The organism is Arthrobacter sp. H41, assembly GCF_000520535.1.
In the GTDB taxonomy this organism is placed as follows: domain Bacteria; phylum Actinomycetota; class Actinomycetes; order Actinomycetales; family Micrococcaceae; genus Arthrobacter_D.
On sequence record NZ_KI914821.1, the window covers coordinates 1 to 17743 of the forward strand.

The 17743-nt window shown below is 64.6% G+C and carries 15 protein-coding genes; 7 read left to right on the forward strand and 8 right to left on the reverse strand.

Translation table 11 applies throughout. The annotated features are described in order from the left end of the window. From Y705_RS0113700 to Y705_RS20090, 4 genes are all read right to left on the reverse strand, one after another. On the reverse strand, positions 1-1002 hold a 1002-nt coding region (locus Y705_RS0113700), incomplete at its 3' end, for an MFS transporter (RefSeq protein WP_216698805.1). Positions 1003-1178: 176 nt separating this feature from the next. After that, on the reverse strand, positions 1179-1541 hold the full coding sequence (locus Y705_RS0113705) for a cupin domain-containing protein (protein WP_026533272.1): 363 nt from the start codon (positions 1539-1541) through the stop codon (positions 1179-1181). 449 nt (positions 1542-1990) lie between these two features. Further along, positions 1991-3991 (reverse strand): sensor histidine kinase, encoded by a 2001-nt coding sequence (locus tag Y705_RS20085; RefSeq protein WP_155850085.1) that lies wholly within the window; start codon positions 3989-3991, stop codon positions 1991-1993. A gap of 292 nt (positions 3992-4283) precedes the next feature. Further along, on the reverse strand, positions 4284-5774 hold the full coding sequence (locus Y705_RS20090; RefSeq protein ID WP_049822786.1) for an aromatic amino acid ammonia-lyase: 1491 nt from the start codon (positions 5772-5774) through the stop codon (positions 4284-4286). A 237-nt stretch (positions 5775-6011) separates the two neighbouring features. On the opposite strand from Y705_RS20090, the gene Y705_RS22435 reads away from it, so the two are divergent. Both Y705_RS22435 and Y705_RS20095 read left to right on the forward strand, forming a co-directional pair. Next, positions 6012-6254: a hypothetical protein gene (locus Y705_RS22435; protein WP_026533273.1), complete on the forward strand. Its 243-nt coding sequence runs from the start codon at positions 6012-6014 to the stop codon at positions 6252-6254. Between the two features lie 5 nt (positions 6255-6259). After that, positions 6260-7657, forward strand: a complete 1398-nt coding sequence (locus Y705_RS20095) for an HNH endonuclease signature motif containing protein (protein WP_253908630.1) — start codon at positions 6260-6262, stop codon at positions 7655-7657. A gap of 61 nt (positions 7658-7718) precedes the next feature. On the opposite strand, the gene Y705_RS0113730 is transcribed toward Y705_RS20095, so the two are convergent. After that, complete coding sequence (locus Y705_RS0113730) at positions 7719-8612, reverse strand: ribonuclease Z (RefSeq protein ID WP_026533274.1); 894 nt, start codon at positions 8610-8612, stop codon at positions 7719-7721. A 197-nt stretch (positions 8613-8809) separates the two neighbouring features. Between Y705_RS0113730 and Y705_RS0113735 the strand changes: the two genes are divergently transcribed. The 5 genes from Y705_RS0113735 to Y705_RS0113755 all read left to right on the forward strand — a co-directional run bounded on the left by Y705_RS0113735 (position 8810) and on the right by Y705_RS0113755 (position 15481). After that, a complete protein-coding gene (locus tag Y705_RS0113735) occupies positions 8810-10279 on the forward strand; it encodes an APC family permease (RefSeq protein ID WP_026533275.1) in 1470 nt (489 codons plus the stop codon). A gap of 191 nt (positions 10280-10470) precedes the next feature. Then, positions 10471-11868 carry a flavin monoamine oxidase family protein gene (locus tag Y705_RS0113740; protein ID WP_026533276.1) on the forward strand — a complete coding sequence of 466 codons (1398 nt, stop codon included), beginning with the start codon at positions 10471-10473 and terminating at the stop codon, positions 11866-11868. Positions 11869-11922: 54 nt separating this feature from the next. Then, positions 11923-12909: a nitrilase-related carbon-nitrogen hydrolase gene (locus Y705_RS20100; protein WP_049822788.1), complete on the forward strand. Its 987-nt coding sequence runs from the start codon at positions 11923-11925 to the stop codon at positions 12907-12909. 8 nt (positions 12910-12917) lie between these two features. After that, the gene (locus Y705_RS0113750; RefSeq protein WP_216698806.1) at positions 12918-13922 is read left to right on the forward strand and encodes an agmatine deiminase family protein; all 1005 of its coding nucleotides are present in this window, start codon (positions 12918-12920) and stop codon (positions 13920-13922) included. A 65-nt stretch (positions 13923-13987) separates the two neighbouring features. Then, positions 13988-15481, forward strand: coding sequence for an APC family permease (locus Y705_RS0113755; protein WP_026533278.1), 1494 nt, complete (start codon positions 13988-13990; stop codon positions 15479-15481). Between the two features lie 52 nt (positions 15482-15533). Here the strand turns inward: Y705_RS0113755 and Y705_RS0113760 are convergent, their stop codons facing one another. From Y705_RS0113760 to Y705_RS22440, 3 genes are all read right to left on the reverse strand, one after another. Then, entirely contained in the window at positions 15534-16241 is a 708-nt protein-coding gene (locus Y705_RS0113760; RefSeq protein WP_253908629.1) for an SDR family NAD(P)-dependent oxidoreductase, read from the reverse strand. 23 nt (positions 16242-16264) lie between these two features. Next, the gene (locus Y705_RS0113765) at positions 16265-16660 is read right to left on the reverse strand and encodes a VOC family protein (RefSeq protein ID WP_026533280.1); all 396 of its coding nucleotides are present in this window, start codon (positions 16658-16660) and stop codon (positions 16265-16267) included. 615 nt (positions 16661-17275) lie between these two features. Continuing rightward, positions 17276-17743, reverse strand: a 468-nt coding sequence (locus Y705_RS22440) for a glycosyltransferase family 2 protein (RefSeq protein ID WP_026533281.1), incomplete at its 5' end; no start/stop codon positions are given.

A 17743-nucleotide genomic window follows, 5' to 3' on the forward strand; every position in this document is an offset into this window, starting at 1 on the left:
GAACAAGGGAGCGCACGCCCCTCCGGCTGATACGGCAAGACCGAGGGTGACCCCGGATGCAGTCCCTATATGGTTCGGTAGGTAGTCATGACCAAGGGTGGTTTGGACTGAGAACGGTAAGTACAGACCCAATCCGAGCAGCGCTACCGCCATCACCGCGACCACCATCGATGGTGCCGCGAGAAGCATGATCAGGGACGGAAGGCATAGCGCGTAACCCAGGCGGATGGCGAACAGGCGGGACAGCCGGTCCGCCAACCAGCCGCCGGCCAATGTCCCCACTGCACCGACGGCGAGGAAAACGGTGAGTGTCAGTGACCCTGCGGTTTGCGTGACGGCAAAGCGCGAGATCACGTAGAGGACAAGGACCGTTGATACGCCGAAATACATGACGGACCGGATCACGACCAGAACCGTCAGCCAGCCGAAGAGACGCCACTGATCCGGGGCTGACGCAGTGTTCTCACGATCCGAGGCCGCGGTGGTTGAGCGCGGCAGGGTGGGCGTCTTGCGGGACCGAATGCAATACAGGAATAGCGCCATTGCCACTGCAGGCAGTGCAAGGATCGGCGTTCCTGCGATGCCGAAAGCGAGTAGTACCGGAGTGACGATTACCGGGCCCAGGGCGATGCCGACGTTTCCACCAAGGGCAAACCAACTCATTCCCTGGGCGGACGGTCCGGCCGCCGCACGTGCTGCCTTCGCAGCTGCAGGGTGATAGGCAGCGACTCCGAGCCCTGAAAGTGCTATGGCGGACCAGGTCCACCAGTAGGATTCCCCGACACCCGCTAGACCGACGCCTATCCCGGCGACCAGCAGGCCCAGCGGAGTCAGCCACGGCAACGCTCTTCGGTCAGCGAGCACTCCGAATAGTGGTTGAACCACAGAGGACAGGACGGTGGCAGCCAGAATGATGCCTGCAGCCGCGGTGTAGGAGTATCCGCGGTCGAGGACAAGAAATGGGACGAGGGCGGGGATTGCTCCCTGATACAGGTCATCCACGAGATGACTTGCGGTGAGGACAGCCAATGTCCGGCGATGCACCCGCGGGTTTCTGGTGCTCACCTCACATCGACTCCGCTGCGGGGCTGTACGAGCAATCCCTCGGTTGCTGCTGCACGCTGCCCTCGTCGAATGGCCCCAGTCGGGGCGCCAGGGTGGAGGTTCATGCCCAGGTACTACGCGTGGCGCTCCTCCTGAGGGCTACCACCGTGACTCTCACCCGCCTGACTGGTCACGGTGGTCAGCAGGAACACGGAGTCCTCCAGCGCCTCGACCCCATGGCGCACGTGCGTCAGCGCAACGATCTCCCCAGCAACCACTTCCGACTGGTCCTGGCCGGTGACCCGCACTCGGCCGCGCAGAAGATACATACTCGCAGCAGGCGGCGAATTGTGCTCGGCAAGGACCTGACCAGTCCTGAGCCCGATGATGGTCTGACGCAGGGGCCCATCATGGATGAGGATTTCGGCGAAACGGCCCTTGTCGCTGGCCATGGCTTTCTCAAGGGCTTTCGCGACAGCCGATTCAATGGTGGGCATGGTGCCTCCTGGGGTTCACTTCTGTCTTGGACTCGACCGGGCAATGCAACGCTGGTGGCAACTTTATCGGCAAGGGTGGCGTTCAAGATGAACGTCCGCTGCGGGATCTCTCAGGGTGCATCCGGTTCTGCTCTCGGAACGAGAACTATTTGTGACTCGGCACGAAGCTCGGGGTACTTCAACAGAATCGGATCTCGGTCGTGGGGGAGTCGGACCATGTGCTTCATTCTCATTCGGCCCCTCCCAAAAACCAGACCACGCCCCCGCGATCGCATGGTCTACCGGCCTGAGCGTTCTGGCGACGGGGGTGGTTCTGTCAGCGGAAGGTACGGCTGATACCTGCGCCGAACTGGAAGGCAGTAAGCCAAAGGAGGAAGCGTTCTCGCTCAGTCGTCCGCCCGCGATCCCTCAATGCGACGGTTCGCCGGGCAGAGGACGGTGGGACAGGCCTAGAGGGGAAGCTCCGCATACACCCTGCCTCCGGACGCCGTGGGACCGGCGACCGCGGTTCCCCCAAGTTCTTCGGCGCGTTCAAGACCGGAACGTAGCCCAACACCGTTTCGCCATGGAGCAACCGCGGGGAGCCCGTCGTCGGTGATTTCGATGGTGAGCATCTCCGCCATACGGATCGTCACAACGCACGATTCGGCAGCTGAATGCCTGAGGGCGTTGGTGACTGCCTCAACCGCTATCCGGAAGGCGGCAACCTCGACGGCGGCCGGCAGGTCGGGCAGGGAAGCCGGCGTATCGAGGCGCACGGTCACCGAGCTACTGCCCCTGTCCTGGGGCGACGCGAATCGCTGCCGGAGCGCTCCGGGCAGCCCCAGTTCTTCGAGTTCCAGCGGTCGAAGTCCGTAGACGATCCGACGAACCGCGTCCAAAGCCTCACGGAGGCCGGCGCGGACCTCGACGAGGAGGCTCTCCGTTTCGCCGAGGTCGGACCGGAGCCGGTTACTCGCCGCGTCCGTCCGAAAAACCGCCCCGGTGAGGACCGGACCCAGGCGGTCGTGAAGTTCGCGGTGCAACTTCAACCTCTCCTCCTCGCGCGCCCCGACGATGGCGGCCCGGGACGACTGAAGCTGCGCCACCAGGTCCGTCGAGTAGAGGGCGATGGCCAGCGGCGTCCCGATGAGGGACAGGATCCGCCGATCAGCAGGATGCAGTGTGTTGTCACCGCGGGGGAGCCCGACCAGCATCGTTCCCGTCGCCACTCCGCGGTAGATCAGGGGGATAGGTACATCCGTCCCTTCGTTCAGGGGGACGCCGGCAGTTGCGATGGTGCCCTTGTCGGTCGGGAGAGAGAGCGCGGGAAGCCGCAGGACGGTCCGGGTCCGCTCCAACAGCCCATCGAGATTGTCGCTGGACTCAAGCTGCTCGCCCAACTGGCGTGCGGTACCCGCAGGATCGCCCCGTGCTCCATAGAAGATCTGGTCGATCATCCCTTGCAGGAAGACCCGCACTGGGTTGAACCCGATCGCGACTGCAAGGGCCGCTGCGACGGCAACGCCCCTGTCGGCGTCCTCGGGGACCAGGAAGGACGATCCGGCGATGAGCCCTGAAAAAACAGCGATAGCAAGCACCGACACCGCTGTGTAGAGGAGCGTCCTGGACATGACGAATCGGATATCCAGCAATCGATAGCGCACAATTGCCACTGCGATGGCTACGGGGATCAGGGTGAAGCTGAGCAGTAGCAGGATGGGGCCGTCGCCCGTAAGCCATCGCTGGGAATTGATCACCAGCATCGCCAGAACCGCGAGAATGAGCCAAAGGAGCTGGAGGCGCTCCGCCTCGGTGCCTCGAACATAGCGGACCGCCAGCGACGCGATCGTAAGCAGCAGCGTTCCGGCTGTGACCATGCCGATGCCGAGAATTGCCTGCGTCGGCATCACCAGTCCTATCGAGAGAATGGACGACGACGACGCCTCGCCGAAGAGGGTCCCGGTCCCCAGGGCGCCAAGCGAGATCTGCAGGACCGTCAGCCCCACGATGACCCATGCCAGCGGTCTCCATCGCAACGACGGGTAATGCCCGTCCGGGAAGAGGAGCAGAGCCAGGGGGAAGAGGCCGCCAAGGCCCAACTGCCATGCGCTGAGGAAAATGGTGGTGAGGGTTCTGGTCAGCGGGTCCGGCCAGTGCTGTTCGAGGCCGAACAGGATGACAGGTCCGAGCCAGGCAGTGGTCAGGTGCCCCACTCCGCCTGCGAGCAGAATCCAGGCCACTGCATTGCGTGGCTGGCTGCGGCCGATCAGCACTCCACTTACCAGGAAACCGCAACCGACCACCAGGTTCGTCAACGTATAGCTCTGCACAACATCGTTCCAGCTCAGCCCCATTGCAAGAACTGCCGTCACGGTGGCAACTGCCAGCACTGCACCGAAAACGGCGAGGACAGCAACCGCCTTCCGGCCCCATGCACGAGGGACCCTGGTCCCGCGCGACGCGCTCACTGAGGATTCCCCAGCCCCAGCCCCTCTACCTGACAGCCGTGCTGACGGGACGGCTGTGGCTCCGATCTGCTCGCTTGAGGACTGACGGCCGTCGGGATGGCGTACCTGGCGTGGTAGCTGGTGAAGCTGCCCGATGACGAATGGGAGCTTCGCCCCGCCGAAAGGCGCAGCGTCCTCCCCCTGGAGGCTCCCCGACCCAACCGGTTGCCGAGGTAGGGCAACACCCCGCAACCCTTCGCCGCGGGGCGATCCCTACGCCCGGCAAGGGCATTTCAACGCCGCTTCGTGCCGCTCAACCGCTCACGGGCGTAGACGGAAACTTCCTCCGGAGATTTCTGTGCACATGCGCGGCCGATTCCGCTCCCGCGGCCGCCTCGTGGGCCAGTCCCACTGCATGAACGGCCCCTTGGCCTACTCTGACAGGCGAAGATGAGTCGAGCAGGTCAACGGCCAGCAGAACTTCGATGGCGAGGATGTCCGAAAGTAGCCCGAGGGCCTCGTCGGTCTTCCTGACGCTCACCACCGCTCCGGTGGCATGATCCTCAATCCCCAGGTCCAGTACTGTCGAATCCAGCGTGGCGGGAGCAGCCAGAAGCTTGAGGGCCGTGAAGCACGCCGAAGCGGCATATCGGAGCTGGGTTCCCGGCATGGAAGCCGGACCCATGGACAGCGGTGGCACCCCATGTTGCATGGCTCCCATCACGGCGTCCCACAGATGGCTCATGCGCCTTTCGCTGAGCTGCCCGGTGTGGACGATAGCCACGCGCAAGGCGTCGAAGGCAACGGCCATCACCATCGGGTGGAAGTTGCCGTTGCTGACCATCGTTCCGGATTCGACGTCGGCCAGGGGGTTATCGCCTGCGGCGTTCAGTTCAACGTCCACTGCTCGCCGGGCAGCATCCAGAAATTCGCGAAGGGCACCGTGTACCTGGGGAATGACCCGGAAGGAGAGCGCGTCCTGGACGGAATATGCTGTCCCGGCGTCCAGAAGCCGGCTGCCCTGAAGCAGTTCCATGAGGTGCGCCGCTGCGGCTATCTGCCCGGGATAGGGTTTTGCGCGGCCGACGGCGGCGGAAACGATCGAGGGATTGCCGCCTGTCGCCTCGAGGGATATTGCTGCGGCTTGATCGGCGGCGTCGGCGGCCCGAGCGGCCCGGGAGAGCACGATAGCGCCATGACCGATGGACACTCCATTCGACGAAATCAGCGCGAGGCCGTCCTTGCCTTCGAGTCGGAGTGGCGGGATACCCGCACGGCGCAGGGCCTCTCCTCCGGGGAGGATCTCGCCGTCGTATTCGGCTGTACCGGCGCCGATCGCGACCTGGGCGATGCCGGCCATATGGCCAACATCTGCAGCTCCGATGGAGCCCGTTCCAGGCAGGACCGGATGCACCCCGGCGTTGAGCATGGCCACCAAGGTGTCGGCTGCTGCTGAACTGGCTCCGGATCCGCCTTTCGCCATGCCGTTAATGCGCACCATCATCGCCGCACGAACAATATCTTTCGCGAGCGGCGGGCCGAATGCCCCTCCATGGGTGGCCACCAGCATCTGCTGCTGCCGTTCGAGCTCCTCATGGCGAACCCTCGTGTCCTTGCCATGGCCTACCTGGGTGTTGAGCCCATAGATCGAGATTCCCGATGCTAGTGCCGCGTCGACCACGGCGCGGCCGGCCGCGATCTGTGTCCGTGCGAAATTGCCGATCGTCACAGGCGCGCCGTCGACGGCCGCCAGTAGCTCCTCGATCGACAGGGGCTGGGCATCGACAGTAATTCGGTCCATCATCGTCCTCCAGATTCAGTCTGACCCTGCTGAAGGAGCTCGGCAACTATTCGGCGTCGATGCCTCTGGTGCAGACGTCTCACCAAGGTGAGTATCGGCCGCCAGTCGAAAAAGCGGTGCTGCTGCGGCGTTCGGCATGATGTTTTTGCAGGTGTCCATGGACCTGGCATCAGGGCAAACGCTGGCCGATAGTTATCCACAGGCCTATCAATCGAACATGCGTACTAATAAAATTGGTGCATGGACACCACGACGATCGAGGAGCAGCTCAGCACGGAGCAGTCGGTGGAGTTGGTGCGGTCGCAGTTGGTAGTTATTGGAAAGCGGTTCGAGGCCGAGGCGTGTTTCACGTCCACCGCTGAGCTGGCTGGTTCGCTTGCTGCTCTTGAGGACCTGGCGCGGACCGGTACCTGCAGGTTGTGGGGGCGGCTGCGGCCGAGCGGCAGGATATCGCCCGGGTGGGAGAGAGGACCTGTGCGGTGAATTGGGTGATTCCGGGCGTCGACGGCCGGAACTTGTGCGAGTTTCGGGACACGGCCGATTACTCGCGGGCGAGGATTCGGATCAGCCGGGCAGAAGCACGACGGCGGCTGCGGGTGGGACGATCGGTAGTTCCCCAGCCCACCGCCACCGGGGGCGCCTGTTCTCCCATGTTCGAGGTTGTGGCTGCAGCGTTCAAGGCCGGCACGATCGGGGCTTACGCGGCCACGCAGATCAGGGACGGCATCGAGCGGGTCCGTACCAGCGCTGACCCACAAGCGTTGCAGGCCATGGAGGAATCCCTGACCGCTCAGGCGGTCGAATCCGATGCTGACCTGCTCACCGTGGTGATCCGCCGGTGGGAATCAGCCCTTGATCCCGATGGCGCCGAGCCCACGGAGGAAGCGTTGAAAGTGCATCAGGGCGTGTTCGTCCGGGGCAGGCGCCAGGGCCTGCAGCGGCTCGAGATCGCAGCCGACGATGAACAGTTCGAATACCTGCTTACCGTCATGAACACCGCCACCAGTCCCCGCATTGCCGTTCCACCTCCCGGCCTGTCCTCATCTCTCCGCGGCACGTCCTCGCCTCCTCCCGGCGCGCCATCACTTCCCCGCGGCACGTCCCACGACGCGTTCATTGGCTCATCCGCGTCCCTGGGCTCGTCTCTGGGCTCGTCTCTGGGTAGCGAGACGGCTTCGGATGAGGGTGCGCCCGGGTGGGAGACACGCACCCGGGCTCAGCTGCTGCTCGACGGGCTGATCGGTGCCTGTCAGGTGGCGCTGGCCACCGATACCCTGCCCGCTACCGGCGGGNCCCGGCCGCAGGTCATGGTCACCATCGATTACCGTGCCCTCGCCGGGCAACTCGAGGGACGGCTCCCGAGCGAAGCGGGGTACCGGGATGCGCACGAGCGCCCGGGCACGAGCGATTTCCCGGTGGAGGGGTACAGCTTCCCGGCGGATGGGTACAGCTTCCCGGCGGATGGGTACAGCGTGTCCGGCGGCCCGATCAACGCGCGCACCGTGCGGAAGATGGCCTGCGATGCGGACCTCATCCCCGTGGTCCTGGGCGGTCGCGGTGAGATCCTCAACCTCGGGCGAGCGCAACGGCTCTTCGGCGTCGCCCAGCGACGGGCACTGGTGGCACGGGACCGGGGTTGTGCCTTTCCTGGCTGTACCATTCCGGCGGTCTGGACCGAAGCGCACCACATCACCTCCTGGCTCGACGGCGGAGCAACCGATGTCTCCAACGGTTGCCTCCAGTGTTCCTTCCATCACCGGCTCATCGAACGGGGCAACTGGAGCATCGAGGTCAGACAGGGAATCCCGTGGTTCATCCCACCGCCCTACATCGACCCCACCCGCACACCCCGCAAGAACCAGCACCGGGAACTACTCCTGCAGTGAATAAAACGTCTGGAGTAAGCGGAAATGCTGGCCGGCCGAACCGCAGGAGGATGCTGTTGTCCTACCCGATCGCGGGACGCCGGGAAGGAAACGGGATGCGGTCGAGGTCAGCGGCGGCGATGACCGTTGCCGCTCCGGCTTTGGCCCGGGCCTGCTCGGCCAGCACCCCGACGTCGTCGTATCGGGACGAGTAATGCGTCAGCACCAGGGTTCCTGCGCCTCCGTTGCCCGCGTGGGCACCCGCCTGGCCCGCGGTGAGGTGCCGGTACTGCTCCGCAAGGGCGGCGTCGTCGTCGCTGAAGGTCGATTCCGAGACGAGCAGGTCCACACCATCGGCCAGTTCCTCGGCACCCTCGCACGGTGCGGTGTCCATGACGAAGGCGAAGCGTTGACCGGTCCTCGGCACGCTCACGTCCTCCAATCGCACCCCGCCCAGAATTCCCTCGCGGTGGAGGAGGCCGATATCGGATCCGGAAACGCCTGCTGCCGCCAGCCGTTCGGGCAGGAAGGTCCGACCGTCCGGCTCTGTGAGGCGGTAACCGTAGGTCTCGATGCGGTGAAGTAGGGGGCGCACCTCAAGGCCCGGAGCTACCGGCCCGGCGGCTCCATGTGGATGGAGCCGGAGGTCGAGTCCCGGCGTGGCAAGCGATACAAGCGATCGGACCACGTCCTCTCCCGACGCCGGATAGTGCAAGTGCACCGGGTGCGCGGCGCCGTCGAGCACCATCCGCGAGAGCACGCCGGGCAGCCCGAAGCAATGGTCGCCGTGCACGTGCGTGAGGCAGATACGTGTGATGCGGCTCGCTGATACTCCCGCGTGAATCATCTGGCGCTGGGTGCCTTCGCCTGGATCGAACAGGATCCCTTCGCGCTCCCAGCGGAGGAAGTAGCCATTGTGGTTGCGCGTCCGGGTGGGAACCTGGGATGCCGTGCCGAGGATGACGAGCTCACGCATGGTTCCAGTCTGCCATCCGACTGGGACTGCTGAGCTGATCAGGAAGGAAGCGGAAGTCGCCGAAAGCCGTGCTCCTGCGGTTCGCAAACTTGCTGTTGCCAAGGCAACCGGACAGGGCCAAAGTGAGGTGACTAATATCCAGGCCGGGAGCCCGGCCGCTGTTTCTGACGGAGCCGATACCTGATGTGGAGGTCAATATGAGCACAACGTCCGATCGAGTGTTCGACGCAACTCCCGAAGGTGACGGGCCTGAGCTCAAACGGGTCCTCGGTCCCAAACTGCTGCTCCTGTTCATCGTCGGTGACATCCTGGGTGCCGGTGTCTACGCCGTCACCGGGACCATGGCCGGCACGGTCGGAGGCCTCGTCTGGCTACCGTTCCTGCTCGCCTTCGTCGTGGCAACGATGACCGCGTTCTCCTACCTGGAGTTGGTCACGCAATACCCCCATGCGGCCGGTGCTGCGCTCTATACCCACAAGGCGTTCGGGATCCACTTCATCACCTTCCTGGTTGCCTTCGCCGTCGTCTGTTCCGGGATCACGAGTGCCTCCACATCAGCCAATGTCCTTGCCCAGAACTTCTTCGGGGGACTCGAGATCAACGGCTGGATGGCGATGCCGGGGCAGGGCGTGATTACCGCTGTGGCACTGGGCTTCATGCTGCTGCTGGCGGTGATCAACCTCCGCGGCGTGGGGGAGAGCGTGAAGTTCAACGTGGTGCTCACCCTGGTGGAAGTGGTTGCCCTCTGCATCGTGATCGGCGTCGGCTTCTATGTGATGGCACAGGGAAACGGGAACCTCGCAGAGGTGACCGTCTTCACGGACTACCAGGACAAGGGGCTGTTCCTGGCGGTCACCGCGGCCACCTCCATCGCCTTCTTCGCCATGGTCGGCTTCGAGGATTCGGTGAACATGGTCGAGGAGACCCAGAACCCCGAGCGGATCTTCCCCCGGACCATGCTCACCGGCCTTGGTATCGCCGTCATCGTCTACATGCTGGTGGCCGTCTCGGTGGTCACGGTGCTTTCGCCCACCGAGCTCGAGGGGATCAGGGAGGCCGAAGGCGCGGCACTCCTCGAAGTGGTGGCCAAGGGATCGCCGGACTTCCCCATTGAGAACATCTTCCCGTTCCTGGCGGTCCTCGCGGTCGCCAATACCGCGTTGATCAACATACTGATGGCCAGCCGCCTGATCTACGGCATGGCCCGCCAGGACGTTCTGCCGCGCCCACTGGGAAAAGTACTCCCCGGTCGCCGCACGCCGTGGGCCGGCATCGCCTTCTCGACCGTCCTGGCGCTGGGGCTGATCTGGTACGTCACCAGCGATCCGGACAGCAACATCGTCGCCAATCTTTCCGGAACCACGGCGTTCCTGCTGCTGTGCGTGTTCACCGTGGTGAACGTGGCCTGCGTGGTACTCCGTGGCAAGAGGGATCGCAGCCGCAAGGTGTTCTTCACCTCCCCGGGGCCGCTTCCGATCATCGCGGCACTGCTGTGCGCCTTCTTCGCCGGTCCGTGGGTGGGCCGGGATATCGTCCAGTACCAGCTTGCCGGGGGACTGATGGGGATCGGCGTCGTGCTCTGGGTCGTCACCTGGTTCGTCAACCGGAAGACCAACACCGGACCGGGTGAACCGGTCGGCATGCAGAACGTCGGTAAGGACAACTAGCTCCCGCAGCAGTCCGGCCCCCGACCGCCTCCCACGTCGGACCGAAAGCGGTTCCAGCGTGCGAACGCCCGTTTTCGCCGTCGTTCATCTCGCCACGCTTCCCAAAACCCGGTCCCATGATCTACAGTGAACCGAAATAAATGAATGTCGTTCATTTTGTGGTGTAGATCATTTGCAAGGGTAAGGAAGCTATGAGAACCGTCGATAGCGACGTCGTCGTGATTGGGGCCGGGCCGTCGGGGCTGACGGCAGCGAGGGAACTGAAGAAGGCCGGTCATTCGGTGACCGTGCTCGAGGCAAGGAACCGTGTAGGAGGGCGGACCCACACCGACATCATCGACGGCGCCATGCTGGAGGTCGGTGGCCAGTGGGTGTCTCCGGATCAGACGGCCCTGATCGGGTTGCTCGAGGAGCTGGGGCTGGAAACCTACTCCCGCTACCGGAAGGGTGAGTCCGTTTACATCGGCACTGACGGCAAGGCGCAGCGCTACACCGGTGAGATGTTCCCCGTTTCGCGGCGCACGGCCGGAGAGATGTCCCGGCTGATCGACCTCCTCGACCTCCTCGTCTGGCAGACCGACCCGAAGGCACCCTGGGAGCATCCGCAGGCACGCGAGCTGGACACCATCTCGTTTCACCACTGGCTCCGCCAGCAGTCCGACGACGAGGAAGCCTGCAACAACATCGGCCTGTTCATTGCCGGCGGCATGCTGACCAAACCCGCCCACTCCTTCTCCGCCCTGCAGGCCGTCCTGATGGCGGCATCGGCCGGCTCGTTCTCCCACCTCGTCGACGAGGACTTCATTCTCGACAAGCGCGTGGTAGGAGGAATGCAGTCCCTCTCGGAACGGATGGCGGCCGACCTCGGGGAGGAGCATGTCCTTCTCGACAATCCGGTCCGGACCCTGCGGTGGTCGACAGACGGGGATGGACGGACCCAGGTGACGGCAATCTCGGACAGCGTCACAGTCAACGCCCGCTTCGCCGTCATGGCGGTGCCCCCGAACCTGTATTCCCGGGTCTCCTACGAACCTGCCCTGCCCCGGCGCCAGCACCAGATGCACCAGCACCAGTCGCTCGGCCTGGTCATCAAGGTCCACGCGGTCTACAAGTCCCCGTTCTGGCGGCGCGACGGACTGTCCGGCACGGGCTTCAGCCCCGGGTCGATCGTGCAGGAGGTGTACGACAACACGAACCACGATGATCCTCGCGGAACGATCGTCGGGTTCATCTCGGACGAGAAAGCCGACGCGATGTTCGCCCTCGAGCCTGAGGAACGCCGTCAGCGGATCCTCGAATCGATCGCAGGATTCTTGGGCAAGAAGGCGCTCGAGCCCGAGGTGTACTACGAGTCGGACTGGGCATCCGAGGAATGGACCCGGGGAGCCTACGCCTCCAGCTACGACCTCGGTGGGCTTTCCCGGTACGGACCCGACCAACGCACCCCCGTGGGACCCATTCACTGGTCCTGTTCGGACATCGCGGCAGAGGGCTACCAGCACGTCGACGGTGCCATCCGCATGGGCCAGGCCACCGCACGGGCCATCACCTCGGCGCTGGCAGCCCAGGCCGCCGTAACCGTCGGCTAGCGATCCCACGGCACTACTTACTCCCAGAACCACCACAGATGTTTGGAGCACCCGTTGAAAGAAATTCTTGCGCTTGATCCCCTTCCCTCACTGAGCCGTGCAGAGGGCAGCAGCAGGCCGCCCCTCAGGGTCGGCGTGGTACAGCACCGCTGGCATGCCGATCCTGCCGCCCTGCGGGAAGAACTGCTCACCGGCATCGGCCGCGCTGCTCGGCTCGGCGCGAAGGTCGTCTTCCTCCCGGAGCTGACCCTGTCCCGGTACCCCGCGGACACGTTGCCCGACTCGACGCCGGGGGGCACCGCCGAAGACCTGCTGACCGGGCCTACCTATCGCCTCGCAGCGGAAGCCGCCGCCCGGTACGGCGTCCTCGTCCACGCATCCCTGTATGAGAAGGCCGACGGCGACGACGGACTCGGCCTCAACACCGCCGTCCTCGTCTCCCCGTCGGGCGAGCTCCTCGGCAGAACGCGAAAGCTCCACATCCCGGTCACCGCGGGCTATCACGAGGACAAGTACTTCCGGGCGGGCCCCGCCAGCGCGGACGCGTACCCCGTCTACGAAAGTGCGGAGCTGGGAGGGGCCACGCTGGGATTGCCGACCTGCTGGGACCAGTGGTTCCCCGAACTGGCCCGCCTGTACTCCCTGGGTGGGGCCGAGATCCTGGTCTATCCCACCGCCATCGGGTCCGAACCCGATTTCCCCGACTTCGACACCCAGCCGCTCTGGCAGCAGGTCATCGTCGGAAACGGGATCGCCAACGGACTGTTCATGGTCGCACCGAACCGCTGGGGGGATGAAGGGAATATCACCTTCTACGGCTCATCCTTCATCTCGGACCCGTACGGCCGCATCCTCGTCCAGGCACCACGGGACGAATCAGCTGTCCTCGTCGCGGACCTCGACCTGGACCAGCGCCGGGACTGGCTCGGACTCTTCCCGTTCCTTGCCACGCGCCGCCCGGACACCTACGGCGCCCTGACCGCCCCGATCCAGAAAACCGCTATGGGCGTCGACGTCCATCAGAAGAGCGCACCAGTATGAGGTGGACCATGCCCGCGGAAACGGCACCGCAGGACCGCACCTGGATGGCCTTCCCGTCGGGCGGGTACACGCTGGGCGAGACCCCGGAGGATGCCCACGAAGCACGGGACACCTGGTCGGCCGTGGCCCACGCGGTCGCCGAGTTCCAGCCCGTCACCATGGTGGTGGATCCAGCCGATGCGGAGATCGCGAAACGCTACCTTTCCCCGGACATCGACGTCGTTCGGGCACCACTGAACGATGCATGGATGCGCGACATCGGTCCCACCTTCGTCAAGGATCAGGCCGGTGCGCTCGCGGGCGTCGACTGGACCTTCAACGGCTGGGGCCGGCAGCACTGGGCGCGATGGGACAAGGATGCCGCCATCGGACAGAGCGTCACCGAGTGGGCGGACGGAGAACTCGTCGATTCGTCCCTGGTGAATGAGGGCGGAGCCATCCATGTGGACGGCCGCGGCACGGTCCTCGTCACGGAGACCGTGCAACTTGACCGCGACCGGAACCCGGAGGCCACCAAGGCGAGTGTGGAAACCGAACTGGCCCGCACCATCGGTGCCACCAATGTCATCTGGCTTCCCTGCGGCCTCACCCGGGACGCGGAGGAGTTCGGCACTCGGGGACATGTGGACATGACGGTGACGATTCCTTCCCCTGGAACCCTTCTCGTGCACTCGCAGGAGAACCCTGCGCACCCTGATTTCCTCGTCACGCAACGGATCCTCGAAACCCTCCGGCAGTCGACCGACTCCGACGGAAACCCATGGATCATCATCGAGGTGCCCGCTCCCACCGTCCTACAGGACGCCGAGGGCTGGGTCGATTACAGCTACATCAACCACGTCGTAGTGAACGGCGGGGTCATCGCCTGCAGTTTCGATGACCCCGCAGACCAGGCGGCCGGCGAAATCCTCGCTGCCGCTTACCCAGGACGGCGGGTTGTCAGTGTCGACGCCCGGCCGCTCTTTCGCAGAGGAGGCGGAATCCATTGCATAACCCAGCAACAGCCAAGCTAGACCGCAATACCGGCAGGCGTTCCCAGGAGGGCCCCGGCCAGGGAAGCCCTGGCCAGGAAAACCCCGTGACGTCAGCCAAAGGACTGGCAACGGGCCAGCTCGGGCTGCTGGCGATCGTCGTCATCGGCATTTCGACTATCGCCCCCGCCTATGTCCTGACGAGCACGCTCGGCCTGACCGTCGCGGAGATCGGGGTCCACCTTCCCGCCATCTTCATCGTCGGCTTCATCCCCATGTTCCTCGTCGCGCTCGCGTACAAAGAGCTGAATGCCGACTCGCCGGACAGCGGCACCACGTTCACCTGGGTCACCAAGGCCTTCGGCCCGTTCGTCGGCTGGATGGGCGGGTGGGGGCTCCTCGCGGCCAACATCATTGTGCTCTCCAACCTGGCCGGCGTCGCCGTCGACTTCTTCTACCTCTTCCTGGCCCAGCTCACCGGCAATCCCGGCCTCGCCGACCTCACCACCAACAAACTCCTGAACATCGTCACCTGCCTGGTCTTCATGGGCCTGGCTGTCTGGGTGTCGTGCAGGGGAATCCGTACCACCAGGTCGGTTCAGTACGTCCTCGTCGGCTTCCAGCTGCTCGTGCTCACCTGGTACACGGTGCAGGCCTTCGCCAGGATCACTGCCGGCAACGCCTCGGTCCTCGCTTTCAGCTGGGAATGGTTCAACCCGCTGGGCATCGAAAGCTTCTCGGCCTTCGCCGCGGGGCTGTCCCTGTCGATCTTCGCCTTCTGGGGCTGGGATGTCTGCCTCACCGTCAGCGAGGAGGCCACCAACGGACGACGGACCTCCGGGCTTGCGGCCACCATCGCTGCAGTCGCCATCCTGGTCATCTACCTGGTCGGATCCATCGCCACCGTCATGTTCGCCGGAGTCGGAGACACGGGGCTCGGACTCAACAACCCAGAGAACTCCGAGAACGTCTTCACCTCACTTGCTACGCCGGTGATGGGTCCGTTTGCGATCCTGCTCTCCCTGGCCGTCCTGTCCAGCTGCGGCGCATCGCTGCAGTCCACCTTCGTCTCGCCGGCCCGGACCCTCCTCGCGATGGGTTTCTACAAGGCACTCCCCGGTCGCTTCGCGCAAGTGAACTCCCGCTTCAGTTCACCGATCTACGCTACGGTTTTCGCCGGCGTCGTTTCCGCTGCGTTCTACGTGCTGATGCGCATCATCAGTGAGAATGTCCTCAATGACACCATCCAGGCACTCGGGCTGATGATTTGCTTCTACTACGGCCTCACGGCGCTCGCCTGCGTCTGGTACTTCCGGGCCTCACTCTTCAGCAGCGCCCGGAACTTCATCTACCGGCTGTGCGCGCCGCTCCTCGGTGGAATCGGGCTGACCGTCGTGTTCCTGCAGACCGCCGTCGACAGTTGGGACCCCAGCTTCGGCAGCGGCTCGGAGCTCTTCGGTGTGGGGCTTGTCTTCGTCATCGGCATCGGGATCCTGGTTGCCGGAGCCCTCGTGATGCTGGTGTTCTACCGTCGCAATCCGGACTTCTTCACCGGCCGGACGCTGACCAGAGATACCGAATCGCTCGTCATCCCCGAATAGGAGCGGGCTCATGTAACAGCGGTAGGGCACGACGTCGGCGGCTCACCCTGCATCACAGGCCCCCGGCCACCCGGATGTTGGCGCCCGTGGTGTAGGCGGCATCCTCGGAGAAGAGCCAGGCCACCGCTCCGGCGATCTCGTCGGGCTGCCCGGCCCGCCCCATGGGGATGGTGGTGGCGACCTTCGCCGGGCGGTCCGGGTCCTGATGGAAATCAGTCCACACAGTGCCCGGGGCTACGGCATTCACCCGGATGTTCTCGGTGGCGAGCTCTTTGGCCAGGCCGATCGTCAGGGCATCGATACCTGCCTTGGCCGCGGCGTAGTGGACGTAGGTTCCCGGACTGCCGAGGGTCGCAGCGGATGAGGAGATGTTGACGATGCTGCCCGTGCCCGCTCGCTTCATCGGTCCGATAGCGTACTTCGAGCACAGAATCGTCCCCAACAGGGTGGTATCGAGGTCCTGACGGATGGCTTCTACCGCGTTGTCCTGCAACCGGCCCACCGCGGACACGGAGCCGGCATTGTTGACGAGGCCGGTCACTTCTCCACGCCCCTCGGCGAACCGGAAGAAATCGGCGACCGACGCCTCATCGACCGTGTCCACCTGTGCTACCCAGGCGCGGCCTCCCGCGCCGAGGACATCCGCCGCCGTCGACCGCGCGGATGCCTCGTCCCGGTGGTATCCGATCACGAGATCGTGGCCATCAGAACCCAGCCGACGGCTGATCGCGGCGCCGATACCGCGTCCGCCGCCCGTCACGATCGTGAGACGACCTGGCACTCCTAGCCCGCCCCGTTCATGGAGGCGATCTGGATGAGGTTCCCGACGGTGTCATCCAGCACTGCCGTAGTCACCGGCCCGCCCTGTGTCGGTGGTTGGGTGAAAGCGACTCCCAGCGCGAGGAGCCGGTGGTATTCCGCCTCGACATCGTCGACGGCGAAGGAGGTGAAGGGAATTCCGTCGGCGATCAGGGCCTGTTTGAAGGGAGGCACCGCGGGGTGCTCCGATGGTTCGAGCGAAAGCTGTGTTCCTGCTGGGTCTTCGGGCGATACGAGGGTGATCCACCGGAACTCACCCACGGGGACGTCGGTGGCCACCCTGAAACCGAGCTTGGTGGTGTAGAACTCGACGGCGGCATCCTGGTCGTCAACGAAGATGGACATCAGATTGATTCTCACGGGGATTCCTTGGGGGCCGGCGCCCGGTTGCCCGGGCGGGTGGGGAAGGGCTGATGGACGTCGAGACAGTGAATGCCTTGAAGACAGGTCACCATAGGCAAGTCCTCACTCGTACGTCAACAGCCTCGGGACGCACCACAGCGTTTTCCCGGATTCCCCGCTGCATCCGGCCAATGCAGGCACCGCTCTGATGCCGTTCGTGGCGGCGGCCCAGGTTGACGTGTTCATTACCAAGACCGTCAATTCGGCGTTCATGGGGGACCCGGATCTCCACTCCAGGAGATCCGCGGCGAGGATGCCCGCGTGAGTGCGGCAGCATGATGATTCCGGCAGCAGTCATCGCCTGCGCTCTCCTCGCTCTCCTTGCCGTGTTTCAAGTGCTGCTCATCGCAGGCGTGCGGCTCGGGCGCTTCGCCTGGGGTGGCCGGCATGAGGCGTGGTCATGAACGGCAGGTCGCAGAGCAGATACGAGCGCTATACGATGACGCCCCTCGCTCTGGTGCTGGCACTGCTCAGCCTGAGCATCGCCCTGGCCTGACGAGAGCCACGAGAGCTATGAGAGCTGTAAGAGCTATGGGAGCGCGCCGCCCCTTCAAGGCGCGGTGTTCGCGCGCTTCAGCGCACGTCGATGGTCCTTACGATCTTCCCGCGGAGCTGCGGCACCATGTGGTGCAGCCCCATCAGGCCCAGACCGTACTTCCGCACCCGCCTCATCGAGGTGGCCACCGTCAGCTGGGGATCGATGCAGATCGCGGAGCGCCCGAACAACCTCGAGATCTTGACCGAGAAGTCGATATCCTCGTCGCGCTGATCGATGGAGGTACGCCCGAAACCCCCTACCGCTTCGTAGGCCATCGCCCGTGCAGCCAGATTGTGCCCGGCGACGAACCTCAGGTAGTGCGGGTTGAGGTAGCTGACCGCCATCATCACGCGTAGGGCCTTCAGGGCCGACGGCATCACGACGTCGTCGCTTCGCCGGTAGTACTGGTCGTCCAGCGGCACGCTGCTGCCGCCCACCAGCTGGAGGGCAGGTGTGCTGCCGAAATGATGCTGAATGCGCGTAGTCCAGTCCGTCGACGGAAC